The organism is Pseudomonas luteola NBRC 103146 (assembly GCF_002091675.1).
In the GTDB taxonomy this organism is placed as follows: domain Bacteria; phylum Pseudomonadota; class Gammaproteobacteria; order Pseudomonadales; family Pseudomonadaceae; genus Chryseomonas; species Chryseomonas luteola.
Genome location: NZ_BDAE01000013.1, coordinates 1 through 15792 on the forward strand (window position 1 = coordinate 1; position 15792 = coordinate 15792).

Annotated in this window: 11 protein-coding genes; 5 read left to right on the plus strand and 6 right to left on the minus strand. The window is 51.8% G+C overall.

Translation table 11 applies throughout. The annotated features are described in order from the left end of the window. Nucleotides 1-102: 102 nt before the first annotated feature. The 4 genes from cmoB to lon all read right to left on the minus strand — a co-directional run bounded on the left by cmoB (nucleotide 103) and on the right by lon (nucleotide 4742). Nucleotides 103-1071 carry a tRNA 5-methoxyuridine(34)/uridine 5-oxyacetic acid(34) synthase CmoB gene (gene cmoB / locus PLU01S_RS14540; protein WP_074827559.1) on the minus strand — a complete coding sequence of 323 codons (969 nt, stop codon included), beginning with the start codon at nucleotides 1069-1071 and terminating at the stop codon, nucleotides 103-105. Continuing rightward, nucleotides 1068-1808 (minus strand): carboxy-S-adenosyl-L-methionine synthase CmoA, encoded by a 741-nt coding sequence (cmoA, locus tag PLU01S_RS14545; RefSeq protein ID WP_074827558.1) that lies wholly within the window; start codon nucleotides 1806-1808, stop codon nucleotides 1068-1070. The genes cmoB and cmoA overlap by 4 nt, the downstream gene beginning before the upstream one ends. A 49-nt stretch (nucleotides 1809-1857) precedes the next feature. Then, nucleotides 1858-2259, minus strand: a complete 402-nt coding sequence (locus PLU01S_RS14550) for a protease inhibitor I42 family protein (RefSeq protein ID WP_074827557.1) — start codon at nucleotides 2257-2259, stop codon at nucleotides 1858-1860. Nucleotides 2260-2354: 95 nt separating this feature from the next. After that, nucleotides 2355-4742 (minus strand): endopeptidase La, encoded by a 2388-nt coding sequence (gene lon, locus PLU01S_RS14555; RefSeq protein WP_074827555.1) that lies wholly within the window; start codon nucleotides 4740-4742, stop codon nucleotides 2355-2357. Between the two features lie 877 nt (nucleotides 4743-5619). On the opposite strand from lon, the gene PLU01S_RS14565 reads away from it, so the two are divergent. The 3 genes from PLU01S_RS14565 to putP all read left to right on the plus strand — a co-directional run bounded on the left by PLU01S_RS14565 (nucleotide 5620) and on the right by putP (nucleotide 10654). Then, nucleotides 5620-6297, plus strand: coding sequence for a methylamine utilization protein (locus PLU01S_RS14565; RefSeq protein WP_233432204.1), 678 nt, complete (start codon nucleotides 5620-5622; stop codon nucleotides 6295-6297). Beyond that, nucleotides 6281-8635, plus strand: a complete 2355-nt coding sequence (locus PLU01S_RS14570; protein ID WP_074827550.1) for a putative bifunctional diguanylate cyclase/phosphodiesterase — start codon at nucleotides 6281-6283, stop codon at nucleotides 8633-8635. Before PLU01S_RS14565 ends, PLU01S_RS14570 begins: the two co-directional genes overlap by 17 nt. Before the next feature lie 534 nt (nucleotides 8636-9169). Next, entirely contained in the window at nucleotides 9170-10654 is a 1485-nt protein-coding gene (gene putP, locus PLU01S_RS14575; protein ID WP_074827548.1) for a sodium/proline symporter PutP, read from the plus strand. A gap of 679 nt (nucleotides 10655-11333) precedes the next feature. On the opposite strand, the gene PLU01S_RS14585 is transcribed toward putP, so the two are convergent. Then, the gene (locus tag PLU01S_RS14585) at nucleotides 11334-12329 is read right to left on the minus strand and encodes a DctP family TRAP transporter solute-binding subunit (RefSeq protein ID WP_074827546.1); all 996 of its coding nucleotides are present in this window, start codon (nucleotides 12327-12329) and stop codon (nucleotides 11334-11336) included. Nucleotides 12330-12512: 183 nt separating this feature from the next. On the opposite strand from PLU01S_RS14585, the gene PLU01S_RS14590 reads away from it, so the two are divergent. Both PLU01S_RS14590 and PLU01S_RS14595 read left to right on the plus strand, forming a co-directional pair. Then, complete coding sequence (locus tag PLU01S_RS14590; protein WP_074827544.1) at nucleotides 12513-12989, plus strand: VOC family protein; 477 nt, start codon at nucleotides 12513-12515, stop codon at nucleotides 12987-12989. Next, nucleotides 12986-13810, plus strand: coding sequence for an aldo/keto reductase (locus PLU01S_RS14595; protein ID WP_074827542.1), 825 nt, complete (start codon nucleotides 12986-12988; stop codon nucleotides 13808-13810). The genes PLU01S_RS14590 and PLU01S_RS14595 overlap by 4 nt, the downstream gene beginning before the upstream one ends. Nucleotides 13811-13818: 8 nt before the next feature. On the opposite strand, the gene mnmC is transcribed toward PLU01S_RS14595, so the two are convergent. Further along, nucleotides 13819-15783, minus strand: a complete 1965-nt coding sequence (gene mnmC, locus PLU01S_RS14600; protein WP_074827539.1) for a bifunctional tRNA (5-methylaminomethyl-2-thiouridine)(34)-methyltransferase MnmC2/FAD-dependent 5-carboxymethylaminomethyl-2-thiouridine(34) oxidoreductase MnmC1 — start codon at nucleotides 15781-15783, stop codon at nucleotides 13819-13821. Between the last annotated feature and the right edge of the window lie 9 nt (nucleotides 15784-15792).

A 15792-nucleotide genomic window follows, 5' to 3' on the forward strand; every position in this document is an offset into this window, starting at 1 on the left:
AGCAGAAATAAAAGGGATAGGCTGCTCTTTCTTGCGTGGCCTACTGGCTAATTTGGTAAGGCGATATAGCAGCCGTATAGACAGCTGCTATACAAAAGCTTTCTATGGCTTTTCGGCTATGAATGTGGCACGCAGTGGAGCCGGAAGACCTTCTATAGTGCGGCTCATATCAGTAGTGTCAAGAAAGTCGGGCAAAGATTGAAATTTCATCCATTCAGTAGAGCGCTGCTCCTGAATAGAGGTTCTGCTAATATCCGCCAGTCTTATATTTTTGAATCCCGCCCGACGCAGCCATAGTTCTAATGCTGCAGGCGAGGGCAGGAACCAGACATTTCTCATTTGAGCATAACGATCTTCTGGTACCAGTACAGTCTGCTCGTTTCCTTCTACAACTAATGTCTCGAGTACTAATTCACCTGATGAGCGCAGACATTCTTTCAGTGCTAGAAGATGATCAATAGGCGAGCGTCTATGGTAAAGCACGCCCATCGAGAAGACGGTATCGAACCCGTTGAGAGAAGGGGGAAGCTCTTCAAGCGTTAGAGGAAGACTCCAAACTGGAATATCGGGCAAATACTTTTTCATGGCCATAAACTGACATAAAAAGAGCCAGTTAGGATCAATCCCGATTACTGTATGAGCGCCGGCACCTACCATGCGCCATGCGTAATAGCCGTTCCCGCAACCTACATCCAAGACAACCTTATTGTTCAGATCCAAGTGTTTGGACACGCGCTCCCACTTCCAGTCGGAACGCCATTCTGTGTCGATGTGAATACCGAAGACATCGAAAGGGCCTTTGCGCCATGGTGATAATTGAAGTAGCGCGTTTTTTAAGGTTTGTTGAGTCTCAACGTCTAAAGGCTTTTCTAGACAAAACCTATCCTTTAAAACAATCGAATCGGGTTTTAAGTCAGGCAGGGTCTTGAGAGCCGTTTGCCATCTCGCGAGGTCGCCATGACCTTTTTCAAGCTTTGCTGCAATCGCAGGTGGCAGACTGGCTAACCACTTTTCTAAGGGGCCTTCACCCAAGCGATTGGCAAGGCCTTCAATATTTAGTGTATTGATCATGGAAGAGCTATAAATGAAGCGAAGTTGAAGCATTGAAACCAAGGGATAACCGAGCTAAAGCCAGCCTCTTTCAAGCGCGCACGATGTGCTTCAATGGAGTCGATCATCATGACATTCTCCAAAGCGCTACGCTTTTGAGCGATTTCCATTTCGCTGTAGCCGTTAGCTCGCTTAAATGCAATGTGAAGGTCGTTAAGCAGTACTTGCTCTTCCTGAGATTCAAATCTGATCTTTTCCGATAGAAGCAAAGCGCCCTTTGGGTGAAGGGTACTGTGAATTTTACGCAACAGGCCTAGGCGTTTTTCAGGGGCGATAAACTGCAAAGTAAAATTCAAAGCCACTACTGACGCAGGCTGAAAATCCAGCGAAAGGATATCCGTTTCAACAATATCAATAGGTAGCAGTTGCTCATACATTGAGCTTTGCGCAGACATGTATTCACGGCAACGCTCAATCATGGCCGCTGAATTATCAACCGCAACAACCTTTGTTGATTCACTCTGAACGTGCCGTCTCAGCGACTGGGATACTGCACCTAGCGAGCAGCCTAGATCATAGAGAATCGTATTAGGCTGAGCGAATTGTGCAGCAATAACGCCTATATTTTCGACGATAGTGGGATAGCCTGGTACTGAACGCTTGATCATGTCGGGGAAGACCCGAACGACATCTTCGTTAAACGCGAAGTCGGCAACAGTAGCCTGTGGCTTGGCAAATAAACGGTCCTGCTCACTCATTAAGAGGTACCACTAGAAAATGTAAATGGTGTAGCCGAGCGGCGAGTGGCTATTTTACTTCGATACGACAAGTAAAGGCCTTTTCGGGAGCGCTATCTGCGTCCCATGGCTGCTGATATTGCAGCTTAAGCTCAGTCGCTCCTGATTGAATCGCTTGGAAGCGCCAGGAAGATATTCCTGCCGAGCCTATTCCATCTTCGCTCTCGTCAGAGGATGAAAATACCTCAGGCCCTAGGCTTTTCAGCACGGAAGGAACCGTGTTTTCGAGCTTCCATCTATAGCCTGTTGTAGGGTCGCTGGGAAGTGAGAGGTGTAGCTCTTGACCTTGTGTTAGTAAAAGAGGTTTACAGCGCGTGCGCTCGTTGATTGCGACGGTATGCTCGGGGCTGCTTGCACAGCCGGTCATTAGCAGCGTTGTCAATAAAGCGCAAAGCGTAGCTGATTTTAACATTCGTATCTCCAACCAAACTCTTCAACCGGCTGCAAGGATAACGAAGTTAAGGTAGGCAAGGGCAAGCTTGTACACAAACTGCCCTTGCTAATGGATTAAAAAAGGATTTTGGCTACATCTGCAAAACGCTTTGCAAAGTGGACAGTCAGCCCCTCCTTCAAGTACTCAGGAAGCTCTTCGAAGTCTCCTTTGTTGGCGTCTGGCAAAATAAGCTCAAATATTTTCTGCCGACGTGCTGCGATAACTTTTTCCCTGACGCCACCGATGGGCAAAACCTGGCCAGTTAAAGTCAGCTCGCCTGTCATGGCTACGTTTTTCTTGGGTGCCTGATTTCGTGCCAGAGATAACAAGGCGCTGGCCATGGTAATACCGGCACTTGGTCCGTCTTTAGGAGTAGCACCCTCTGGAACATGCAGGTGTACAAAGGCTTGGTCGAAGAACGTAGGATCTCCCTTGAATTCCTTCAGGTGGGAGGTAACGTAGCTGTATGCAATTTCAGCAGACTCTTTCATGACCTCGCCCAATTGACCGGTCAGTTTGAATCCACGGTTTAAGGTATGAATGCGCGTAGCTTCTACAGGTAAGGTAGCGCCTCCCATGCTGGTCCAAGCCAGGCCGGTGATAATGCCTACGCCGTTTAGAACCTGTTCCTTACGGAAAACAGGCTTCCCTAGATAACTTTCGATGTCACTCGCCCCAACCTTTATTCGGAGCTCAGGTTCCTCAATGAGCCTTAGAACAGCCTTACGCACCAACTTACCCAACTGTTTTTCAAGTTGGCGTACGCCAGCCTCTCGAGCATAGCCTTCAACGATACTTTTCAACGCACTGTCGCTGATGATCAGGCGCTCTTTAGGCACACCGGCTTTTTCCAATTGCTTGGGCCACAAGTGGCGTTTGGCAATCGCTTGCTTTTCTTCCGAGATATAACCTGAGAGGCGAATGACTTCCATGCGGTCCAGAAGAGGCCCAGGAATGGAGTCCATGGTGTTTGCGGTGCATACGAACAATACATTAGATAGGTCTAGCCGCAGATCCAGATAGTGATCCAGGAAATCTACATTCTGTTCAGGGTCCAGCGTTTCCAGCAAGGCAGATGCAGGGTCACCTTGATAGCTGGCTCCCATCTTGTCTATTTCATCCAGCATAATGACTGGATTCATTACTTTCACATCACGTAAAGCTTGAACAAGCTTGCCCGGCATGGCTCCGATATAAGTGCGACGATGCCCCTTAATCTCTGCTTCGTCTCGCATACCGCCTACGCTGAAGCGATAGAAGGGGCGGCCCAGTGATTCAGCAATTGACTTGCCGATACTGGTTTTACCTACGCCGGGGGGGCCTACCAGTAGCACGATAGAGCCAGATACTTCTCCTTTGAAAGCGCCAACAGCCAGAAACTCAAGAATGCGACTTTTGATGTCATCAAGACCGGCATGGTGACGATCCAGTACCTTGCGTGCACGTTTCAGATCAAGATTGTCCTTGCCCTGAATACCCCAGGGTAAATCGGTTGCCCAATCCAGATAGTTGCGCGTGACACCATATTCAGGCGAGCCGGTTTCAAGGATAGACAGCTTATTAAGTTCGTCGTCGATGCGTTTACGTACCGGTTCCGGCAGAACTTTGCCCTCCAGGCGCTGCCTGAAGCTTTCTAGATCGCTGCTGCGATCATCTTTCGTTATACCCAGCTCTTGCTGGATCAGTTTGAGCTGCTCTCGAAGGAAGAACTCTCGTTGCCGCTCATTGATTTTTCGGTTGACCTCAGCAGACAGTTCTTTCTGCAGGCGTCCGACCTCAACCTCTTTACGCAGCAATGGCAAAACCTTCTCCATGCGCTTAAGGATCGGGACGGTATCCAAAACCTGCTGCAGTTCCTGGCCTGGTGCGGTTGTCAGGGCGGCAGCGAAATCTGTTAAAGGCGAGGGGTCGTTGGGGCTGAAGCGGTTGAGATAGTTCTTTAGCTCTTCGCTATAGAGTGGATTGAGCGGAAGCAGCTCCTTGATGGCATTGATCAGCGCCATGCCATATGCCTTGACCTCATCGCTTGGGTCAGTCGGAGTCTTGGCATGCTCAACTTCAACAAGGTAAGGGTGCTTACGTCTCAGCCAACCGCTGATCCTGACGCGTGAAAGCCCCTGCGCTACGAATTGCAGCTTGCCGTTTTCCCGACTGGCATGATGGATACGAACCAGTGTGCCGTGCTCTGGCAGGTTATCAGGGTCGAAGCTGTTTCCATCCTCGGGAGGATTGTCCATATAGAACAATGCCAGACAGTGATGATCGGTTTTGGCCACCAGCTCCAACGTTTCGGCCCAAGGCTCTTCATTCACAATAACAGGCAATACCTGCGCTGGGAAAAAAGGCCGGTTATGGATGGGAATGATGTAAAGCTTGTCGGGAAGATTTTGTCCAGGCAGTGCAAGGCCGGTCTTTGAACCGTCGCCACTGATGATTTCGGGAGTATGTTCCTGATCGCTCATTGACTTACCTTAGAATGACTATTTGCGACCAACATGGGGAGGGCTTTGAAGCTTTTCAATGTGGTCGATGGCTACTCTAGACTTGACCGCAGATAAATAGGCAAGTGCGCTTCATTTGAGTAAGTGCACATAAACAAACTGGCTCCGTCCTATGTTGTTTGCTTGGCTATTATCTCTGTAAGGGCGAGGTAGAGAGCGTGCCGCCTGCAAGCCTGCACTGCTCTTGGCGAACGTGTTTATGCTTTTGCAAGGTTAGGCGATAACCAGACGTTGATTGTCTATCTTGATGAAGATGACATGACGGAAAACGTTTCTGATGTCATGGAAAGGTTGCGTGTTTTAGCGCGTTATCCTGCGCCGGACCCAGTTTTCAACACATGTTGTATTACGCCTGTGAAGAACTGTTCTCATTACGGCAATGACCAGCCTCTTTCCAAAGCTCTGTTGACGGGCCTGCTTCAGGCGCTTTATGCCCTTTAGATCGATAAGTGATCATTTCCATTGCCGGGGCGTTGGATTTTGAGGCGATTGAGTACTATTTAAGTGTTCACCTTGATCGCCGAATCACGATGGCGAATTAGCCTGTCAAGTCTCGCTGAGCCTAGTCATTTCCATATCCAGTTTAGGACGTTACAGGCATGACGCCGTATTGATAGCTGTTGAAGGCTCGCCTGGGTTAGACGCTCCATCTGCTGAGCGAGACGGAGATACCCTTCAGGCGAGTAGCGGCCAGATGCGGCGTTTCCTGCCTATTGGGCTTCGCCTTGTCTAGAGAGCGCTAGATTCCGTTACAAACATCATAGCGCCTCAACTATCCCGACACTGTGCCGATAAGGACGAGTAGGTAATTGCCAAGCCGTGTTCGAAGGATAACCTCATGTCTTCATCTATGATGCGTATAGCGCGGTGGCTAACCGGTGGGCTTATGGCGCTCTCTGTTCCGGCATGGGCCACTCAAGTGCATATCGCAGTTATCGATGGACAGGATAATCCGTCAACGGATGCGGTTGTTACGTTAAGCGGAGGCACTAATCCTGCTGTGCTCCAGCCTTCGGTCATGTATCAACGGGAACGTCGTTATGTACCGCATGTACTGGCGGTTCATACCGGAACGCAGGTCAGTTTCCCTATTAGTGATAATGTTCGTCATCAGGTGTATTCCTTTTCACCTGCCAAGCGATTCGACTTGCCTCTTTATCATGGCATTCCAGCTGATCCAGTAACTTTCGACAGACCAGGCGTTGTTGTGTTGGGTTGCAATATTCATGATTGGATGGTGGGTTATATCGTTATTACCGATGACCCATGGTTTGCTGTCAGTAACGAAAAAGGTGAAATAACGTTCGATTTGCCACCCGGCAAGTACCATGTCTCTTTATGGCACCCCTTTGCAAAGGCCAGACAGCTGCCTCATGGAGGGGATCTGATTGTATCGGCCACTGCGGGCACAGCTCGATACGCTATTGAGATAACGCCTGATAATGAACCCTCAGAGCCGGCGCCGAGTGCGTTGGAGCAAGCCTTTCGGAGCGCTGCCGATGACGCTGCGAAATAGCTTTCAGGCGCGCATCGCTAGCGCCATGTTCATCCTGGCGTTGCTAACCATCGGAACGGTTTATTTTGCCGTAAAGGCTGCTACCCAATCATCTGTACGGGCTGAGTCGCTTTCACAGCTCAATACCGGCGCTCGGGTATTCGAGCGTCTTGTGGAAATGCGCGGACGGCAACTGCATGACACGGTACAGGTTCTGACATCCGATTTTGCTTTCAAAGGAGCTGTCGCTTCTGGAGATGGGCTAACAATAACTTCAGCGCTAGCTAATTATGGCGCTCGGATCAAGGCGGATGAGGTGTTGCTGCTTGACCTGACGGGAAGGGTAATCAGTAGTACCGTTTCGCTCTATACAGTTGGGTCGATATTTCACGAGGGTAACAAGGTTCAGGTAGACGGTGCGACTGATCAAACGATGCGTATCGTTTCCCTGCAACGTGTTCCGCATCTGATGGTAGAGGCTCCTGTACTTGCTCCTCTACCAGTTGCGCGCGTGGTAATGGGCTTTGCCATGGATCAGAGCCTGGCGAGCGAATTGCGCTCGCTAAGCGGCCTGGATGTGTCTTTTATTGCGCAAGAGGGGGACGTTCCAGGTGAGCCGATCAGTACCCTTTCGGATCAAGCCGCTGACGAACTGCTAAGCCATCCGGCCAATGAACTCAGGCTAGGCAAACCGTTGCCGCTCAGATTGGATGGTCGTAACTATCTGACGGAGCGGCTGACGTTAACTGATGGCGATACCTTCAAGGTATCCGCTTTTCTGCATCGCCCGCTCGACGAAGCTATGAAAGCGTTTTCTCCTCTGATGCATCAGTTGTTCTGGATAGCCGTACTGACGCTTGTCCTGGCGCTGGGTCTGGCTTTACTTATTGCAAGAGGGGTTGCCGAACCTGTTCGACGATTGGCAGCTGCTACCCAGCGGATCGGTAACGGCGATTACACCACGCCAATTGCCCTGGCGCGAAGTGATGAGTTTGGCCGGTTAGCCAGCACACTTGACACCATGCGGATCGGAATCGCCGAACGAGAACGGCAATTGAGTCATAACGCACTCCATGATGCGCTTACAGGGCTTCCCAATCGGGCGTTGGCCATGGAGCGACTGTCTCACGCCATTGCGGGAGAACAGTCTGTTGCGGTCATGTATCTGGGGCTTGAGCGTTTTCGGGAGGTCAATCAGAGCAGTGGTACTGCAGGTGGAGATGTGGTTCTGCAAACCATTGCAGATCGACTTAAACGTCTTGTAGGAAATGGAGATTGTGTTTCTCGTCTGGTTGGCGACGAGTTCCTGCTGCTGCTCAATCCAGGTACGCCTGATACTGCTCTGGCAGCCGCTGAAGAAATTCAGCAGGCAATTGCTTTGCCTATTGCTGTAGGGCTGAACGAATTCAAGATGAGCTGCCGCGTAGGAGTGGCTTGCTACCCTCAGGATGGTCATGAGGCCCATGAGTTGCTCCTGCGGGCCAGTATTGCAATGCGGGACGCAGGCAGCCAGGCCGGGCGTCTGCAGCTTTACGAGAATGGTCGGGATGATGCTTATTATCGTCAGATCAGTCTTATCAGAGATCTTCAGCATGCAGGCTCAAGGGGTGAACTGCTCTTGCATTATCAGCCCAAGCTGAGTCTGGATGGACGGGGGCCTTTCATGGCTGAGGCGCTTCTACGTTGGCAGCATACTCAGTTCGGTATGGTATCGCCTGGGGAATTTATCCCGTTGGCTGAGCGTACCGGCAGCATCACCCTATTGACGATTTGGGTAGTCGAGGAGGTGTTTCGGCAGTTGGAAGAGTGGAACGAGCAAGGCCTTACTGCACGAGTGTCTCTCAATATATCCGCTGCCGACTTGGTTGATGGCGATCTCCCCAATCGTTTGGAGCGACTACTTAAAGGTTCGACTGTACGAGCAGACCAGCTTGTTCTGGAGGTAACGGAAAGTGCCATCATGCAGGATCCTGAGCGAGCAGTAAGCATTCTGCAACGTCTCCGGGATCAGGGTATCAGTCTGTCCGTAGATGACTATGGCACCGGCTATGCCTCATTGGCTCACTTGAAACGTCTGCCGGTAAGCGAGTTGAAGATCGATCAGTCGTTTATTCGCGACCTGAGTGATAACAGCGAGGACGCTGTGATTGTTCGCTCCACTATCGATATGGGGCATAACCTTGATATGAAGGTTGTTGCCGAAGGTGTGGAATATGCTCAGGCGCTGGAGTTGTTGACGCTATGGGGCTGCGACATGGTGCAGGGTTACCTGATCAGTCGTCCGCTGCCGGCGCAGGCGTTTGAACATTGGATGAATGACCGCCGTGTTCAGACCCCTGTTGAGGCGCTAGCACTGTGACGCGCTCATGGATCGCCATGGTCGCGATACTGCTTGTCATGAGCTTCCGACCCGCTTGGACGAATGATGGGTGTCTGCTGGCTACCCTGTTCCGACGTAAAACAGATTACTTGCGCGTCTTTCGCCTATGCGCAAAGACATTATTCATCAATGATAAGCGTGTGAGGCGCAACCAATCGGTTGCACCTGTCTCTTTCGTCGCTCAATCAATCCTGCTGACATAGAAGGTTAAGACCTTGTTTCAGGAAGCGTTTTTGATTGTCAGTGGCTATCCCAACTTGTTTGCCAATTCCGTAGAATGTTCATCCGGCTACGGTTGCACTTCGTCTGATGACGCTTTTGTCGTCTGGTAGCCCAAGGTAATACCTAGTTTGATCCAAACACGCCAGGAAACTGGTAGTTCCAGAAGACAGAATGGAACTCTGTCTGGTGCATACCTGATGGGTTGCCCAACGGTGACGGCATGTGCGTCGCCCTCTGCCAACGTGGGAGCGATGAGTAATTGATCCCACAACAACAAATAATGAGGGAATAATGAGCGTCAATACTCCAACGTTGATCACTTTCCTGATCTATATCGCTGCCATGGTCCTGATCGGCTTTCTGGCATGGCGATCTACAAAAAACTTCGACGATTACATCTTGGGGGGAAGAAGCCTCGGTAGTGTAGTGACAGCGTTGTCCGCCGGTGCTTCGGACATGAGCGGCTGGCTGTTGATGGGCCTGCCAGGCGCTATTTTTCTCGCCGGTATTTCTGAAAGCTGGATTGCCATTGGCCTGATAGCAGGTGCCTGGCTGAATTGGCTTCTGGTTGCAGGTCGGCTACGTGTCCATACCGAGCACAACAATAATGCTCTGACACTGCCAGACTATTTTACGCATCGCTTTGAGGATCACAGTCGTGTCCTGCGTATTTTCTCGGCAATCATCATCCTGGTTTTTTTCACCATCTACTGTGCTTCCGGTATTGTGGCTGGGGCTCGTCTGTTTGAAAGCACCTTTGGCCTCTCGTATGGGACAGCCTTGTGGGCGGGTGCACTGGCGACCATTCTCTATACCTTTGTAGGTGGCTTTCTGGCAGTAAGCTGGACGGATACTGTGCAGGCTACGCTCATGATCTTCGCCTTGATTCTGGCGCCAGTCATGATACTCAATGCCACAGGTGGTCTTGAGCCAGCATTTGCTGCCATCGAAAGCGTAAACCCCGCCCATTTCGACCTTTTCAAAGGGGCTACCTTCGTTGGCGTTATTTCATTACTGGCCTGGGGACTGGGTTATTTTGGCCAGCCTCATATCCTGGCACGCTTCATGGCTGCAGATTCGGTCAGGTCAATGCGCTCAGCACGTCGAATTGGTATGACCTGGATGATTCTGTGCCTGGCGGGTGCGGTGGGTGTAGGCTTCTTTGGAATTGCTTATTTTGCCGCGCATCCTGAGCAGGCTGGCGCAGTGACAGAAAACCCTGAGCGGGTTTTCATCGAGCTGGCGAAGCTGCTGTTCAATCCATGGGTGGCCGGTGTTCTGCTGTCAGCCATTCTGGCAGCTGTCATGAGTACCCTAAGCTGCCAGCTTCTGGTCTGCTCAAGTGCGCTAACTGAAGATTTCTATAAGGCTTTCCTTCGCAAGCACGCATCCCAGAAAGAGTTGGTGTGGGTAGGACGTCTCATGGTTCTTCTGATTGCAGTCATTGCGATCGCAATCGCTTCCAATCCTGAAAACCGCGTATTGGGATTGGTCTCCTACGCCTGGGCAGGTTTTGGTGCAGCCTTTGGTCCGGTTGTCCTCTTCTCGCTCCTATGGAAGGGAATGACACGTAACGGTGCATTGGCCGGCATGATCGTTGGTGCTGTGACTGTGGTGGTCTGGAAGCAGCTGGGATGGCTTGGCCTGTATGAAATTGTGCCTGGCTTTATTCTTGCGAGCCTAGCTATTGTTGTATTCAGCCGACTGGGTAGCGCTCCGAGCGCATCAATGAAGCAGCGCTTCGAGGTCGCGGAGCAGGAATACCGCAATAGCTGAGAGGTGTGTCAGCTAAGCGTAAAGAATGGTGAGCAGGGGTAAAGTCGTTCGAGAAAGAACGATGTGCCGGGTAGTGTTGGCTTTAAAGGCTCCTTTGAGGAGGAGCCTTTAAATAAGCTGATCGACCCACGAGGTAAACCATGCGTCATCGTGTTTTGCTAGCGACTACTTTAGCGGTCAGTTTGCTGCTGAGCGGCTGCTGTGGATGGTGGGGGCCTCATGGAGGTCACCATGGAGGTCCCGGTGGGCCAGGGCCAGGATTTGAACAAGGGCATGGCCGTCCGTAAAAAGCCGGAGCAATTGCTCCGGCTTTTTTATCGCTGCTTTGTAGCGTCAAACCTGGTACGTCATTTGCTCAACCGATGGTTATCGGTCAAGTATTTATCCAATAGTGTTCGGAGAATAATCATGCCATGGCTTTTTCGACATAGCCGCTGGACAACAGGCTTGTTGCTGATTGTGAGCCTAAGCGTAGCCGCAGCGCCTGCACCTTTCTTCAAATGGCGTAGCAAGTTCAACGGGCAGGTGGTATGTCAGAGGACATCGCCCGGCGATGGATGGGAACGACTGGCAGGGCCGTTTCGAGATATCGGCTGTCAGCAGTCTGGAGAGAAGCCGTTACAGCGATGGGACAGGGTAACTGCTTCCCCACGGTCCTGAGGAAGCAGTATTTATCAGGTCAAGGCGTCTCGTTGGTGTACAGGGCGGCCTTGATCAAGTCCTGCCCGATCTGTTTCTCGAAGTGCAGCCATACAGGTTGCATGGCTGCTCTCCAGCGCTGACGCTGATCATTGGTTAACGTGATGACTTCATTGTTACCAGCACTCACGATCTTGGCCTTGTCTTTCTGATTGAGTGCGTCTGCCTGTCGATTCACCTCATAGGTCACTTCGCCAAGAATAGTTTCCAGCTTGATGCGAACGTTAAAAGGAATCTGGCGCCAGAAGCTGGCGTTGGTAATGAGCATGTAATCCAGAGAGCCATGGTTGCTCTCGGTGATATAGCGCTGCTGCTCGTAAAGATGCTTGCTATAAAGGTTGGTCCAAGGGTTTTCTGCCGCGTTGATGGTCCCGTCAGCAAGTGCCTGGTTTACCTTGCTGAACGACAGCTTGACGGGCGTAGCACCCAACGACTGGAATTGAGACTCAAGGACGTCCGAATCCTGAATGCGAACCTTTAGGCCTCGCATATCTTCCGGCTCACGCAGCGGCTTCTGAGCGGAAAGCTGCTTCATTCCGTTATGCCAGTAAGCCAGTCCTGCGATGTTCTGCTTTTCCATGGACAGGAGCAGCTGTTGTCCGGTTGGCTTGCTTTGGAACCGATCCAGTGCGGCCTGGCTGTCAAACAGGAAGGGTAGGTCAAACAGCTTCAGTTTGGGTGAATAAGTACCCAGTTTGGCCAATGCCACTGCCAGCATTTCTACCTTGCCATCTTGAAGCGCCTGAATTTCTTCCTTATCGCCATACAAGGATGAGTTGGGGTATACCTCTACCTTGACGGTCCCTCCCAGCTGTTCCTCTACCTTCTTCTGAAACAGTAGCGCACCCTGGCCTTTAGGCGTACCTGGCGCGGCAACATGCGAGAAACGGATAACGATAGGGTCGGCTGCCATGCTTATTACAGGAGAAAGCATGGTGAGCGTGCATACCAGGATTTTGGAAAGAGAGCGGTACATGTAGAAGTCCTTGAGGCGCATCAAGTAATTGCCAGTTCCAGGTTTGGCGGGGGCGCCACTTTATCAGTGAGATCCGTCTCAATCGAGTGCCGACAGGCAGGCGACGTATGGTCATTCCGACCTTTTGACAGAACGCAAGACAAACACGGCGTCTAAGTTCAATAGACTTCAGGAGGATCGTTCATGACTTCTACCCCTTCGGCGGCACATGGCTTTGCCATTCCCTACCTTCGCTACCACGACGCTCCCGCTGCCATTGACTGGTTGCGCCTGACGTTTGGGTTCGAGGTAAAAAGCCTGATCTCGAATGAAGACGGCAGTATCGAATATGCACAGCTTGTTTATGGACAGGGAATGCTCATCGTAACGTCCGTGCTGCATAACGATGTGGATGCTTATATGGTCCAGCCGGAACAGGCCAGAGGCGTGACTCAAGGAGTGTATCTGGTAACCGATGAACCTGATGTCTTATGCGAGCGTGCCAAGGCATCGGGTGCCGATGTGATCATTGATATCCGTGAGGCGCCTTATGGAGGCCGTTCCTTTACTTGCCGGGACCGTGAAGGGCATCTCTGGAGCTTTGGCAGTTTTAATCCGTGGAGGGATAAGCCTGCCAAAACATCGGGTAACGGGTATGCCACCGAAGGGTACACGTCATGAAAACGGTTCGTTTACCTGACGGCACAACTGTCCCTGCGCTTGGCCAGGGTACTTGGCATATGGGTGAACAGGCATCAGCGCGCGAAAGAGAGATACGCGCTCTACGCCGTGGGATCGAGCTGGGTATGACCTTGATCGACACGGCTGAAATGTATGCCGAAGGAGGTGCTGAACATGTCGTTGGCGAAGCCATTCAAGGTCAGCGTGACAGTATTTTCCTGGTCAGCAAAGTCTATCCCCACAATGCGAATCGCGAGGGTGTTTTGCAGGCATGCGATCGCAGCCTCAGTCGTCTGCGTACAGATCGTATCGACTTGTATCTTTTGCATTGGCGGGGAAGAACACCGCTGAGCGAAACGGTAGAAGCATTCGAGACGCTGCGAGAACAAGGCAAGATTCTGCATTGGGGCGTGTCGAATTTTGACGTGGACGATATGCTTGACCTCGCGGACGATCGCTGTGCCGCGAATCAGGTCCTGTATAACCTGGAGGAGCGAGGCATTGAATTTGACCTCCTGCCTTGGTGCCAACGGCAGCAAATGCCTCTTATGGCTTATTGTCCGGTAGGGCAGGGTGGCGGCATGCTCCAGCATCCAGCTCTTCTGGCCGTCGCGGAGCGACTTGAGGTTACACCGGCTCAGGTAGCGTTGGCTTGGGTGCTTCGACAGCCTGGGGTGATTGCCATACCCAAGGCCGTCGGGTTTGATCATATCGAGCAAAATGCCAAATCTGCGACGCTTCAACTATCGGAGCACGATCTGGCATTACTTGACGCGGCGTTTCCTTCGCCCCAACGAAAGCAGCGGTTAGCGATGGTATGAGTATGTCATCAAGCTTGGCCCCTGATAACGGCTCTCAGAGGAAACCGGTTGGGGTGACAGGCCTCTGCTACGGCACGAGGTAATGGCAGTGGCTCATTGTTCAACCAAGCCGCCAACAGCTCGCCGGAAAGTGGCGCGGTAATCAGGCCGCGAGAACCGTGGCCTGCGTTGACAAACAGATTATTCAACCAAGGTACCGGACTCTCCGGTACTTGCCGAGCATCTTTGCCGAGAATGGAATAAGTATGCGCAAAGGCGGCAGCATCAGCTATCGGGCCCACGACTGGAAGATAGTCAGGGGTCGTACAGCGAAACGCAGCCCGTCCTTCCAGTGTTGCTGGATCCAGTTGTTCGGCGCCAAGTGCCTTGGCCAGCACGGGTGAGAGGGCATTAAGTAATGCAAGATTACCTTTATGTTCTTCAGTGCACAGCTCAAGATCGTCACGCTTGAAGTCGAAGCTGGCTCCCAATGTATGGAGATGATTCCGTGAAGGAGCAATGTACCCTTCACCGCAAACTACGCATTGCAGCGCCTGGCTTGCGCGTGTCGCTGGCAAATGAGTTATCTGTCCACGAATACGTTTGAGTGGTAGTTGGGCGTTTTCTATCAGTGTTGCCGTCTCGGTCGCGCTGGCCACCACAACAACAGACGCTTGAGCTAAAAGTGCTTCGTTGCCGTACACCTTCCATTGGGCGTGGTGACGCTCGAGCCGAATAGCCTCCTGATGGGTCATCAGCGTGATATTAGGATGCTGCAGTAAAAATCGACAGAGCGCAGGTGGATGAACCCAGCCCGACTCCGGAAAGTGAACTCCCCCTTGGGAAAGCTCAACCCCAGAAAGCTTTGAGGCTTCATCAGCACTGACTCGGCGCAGTAAAGCTGATGGCAACCGTTCTGCCAGTTGCTGCTGACGTTTGTCCTCGGCAGGGTCAGTAGCCAGTTGTATCGTACCGCACCCATCCCAGTTCAATGTTTTGTCCAGACCCTCCAGCAGACGACGGGTATAGCCAAAACCGCTTAAGGCTAAGCGGGTAAGCGGTGTGAAGTGAGGGGAGAGTTTAAGGTATAGAACGCCTTGCAGATTGCCGGATGCCTCTGCTGCAGAAGTTGCATGGCGCTCCAGAACCGTTACCTGCCAACCGCGCATTGCGAGACTGGCCGCTGTCGAAGCGCCTGCCAGCCCTGCACCTATTATTATGGCTGTTCTAGGGCCAATATGGAGCGGCGGCCGCTCAAACCATGGTTTGACAGAGCCAGGTACCGGCGCCACAAGACTGCCTTTGAGCATTTCCCGCTTATGTCCAAAGCCTTGTACTTTCTTCATTGCAAAGCCCGCCTCTAGCAGACCGCGGCGAACAAATCCGGCACAAGTAAATGTAGCGAGTGTTGCATCATCAGCCGACAGCCGGGCTAGTTGCCCAAACAGAGCGCTTGTCCACATGTCCGGATTCTTGGCTGGAGCAAATCCGTCAAGAAACCAGGCATTACAACGAGCATCCAGCTCCGGCAGACAATCGAGTGCATCACCTACCAAAAGCGTTAGCGTAACTCGGCCATCATCTAGAGAAAAACGCTGAAAGCCAGCATGTACGGCAATGTATTGAGCCAACAGAGCGTCGGCGTAATCCACTAATTCAGGCCAAAGGGCCAGAGCTTTTTTCAGGTCCGAAGCACTCAGCGGGAATTTTTCAACGCTAACGAAGTGCAGCCGGGCCTCAGCGGGTGCTGTCTGTATAAAGAGCTGCCAGGCACAAAGAAAATTGAGTCCCGTTCCAAACCCTGTCTCACCAATCGTAAAGACCTCACCTGCATGAAGCGCGGCGAAACGACGTGGGAGCTCATTTTGAGCCAGAAAAACGTAACGGGTTTCTTCAAGGCCACTCGCCTTGGAAAAATAGACATCGCCAAAGGAGCGGGAGATCGGTTGACCCTGATCGTCCCAGTCCAACTCAGCGTGAAAGGTATCTGACATCGACTGCAC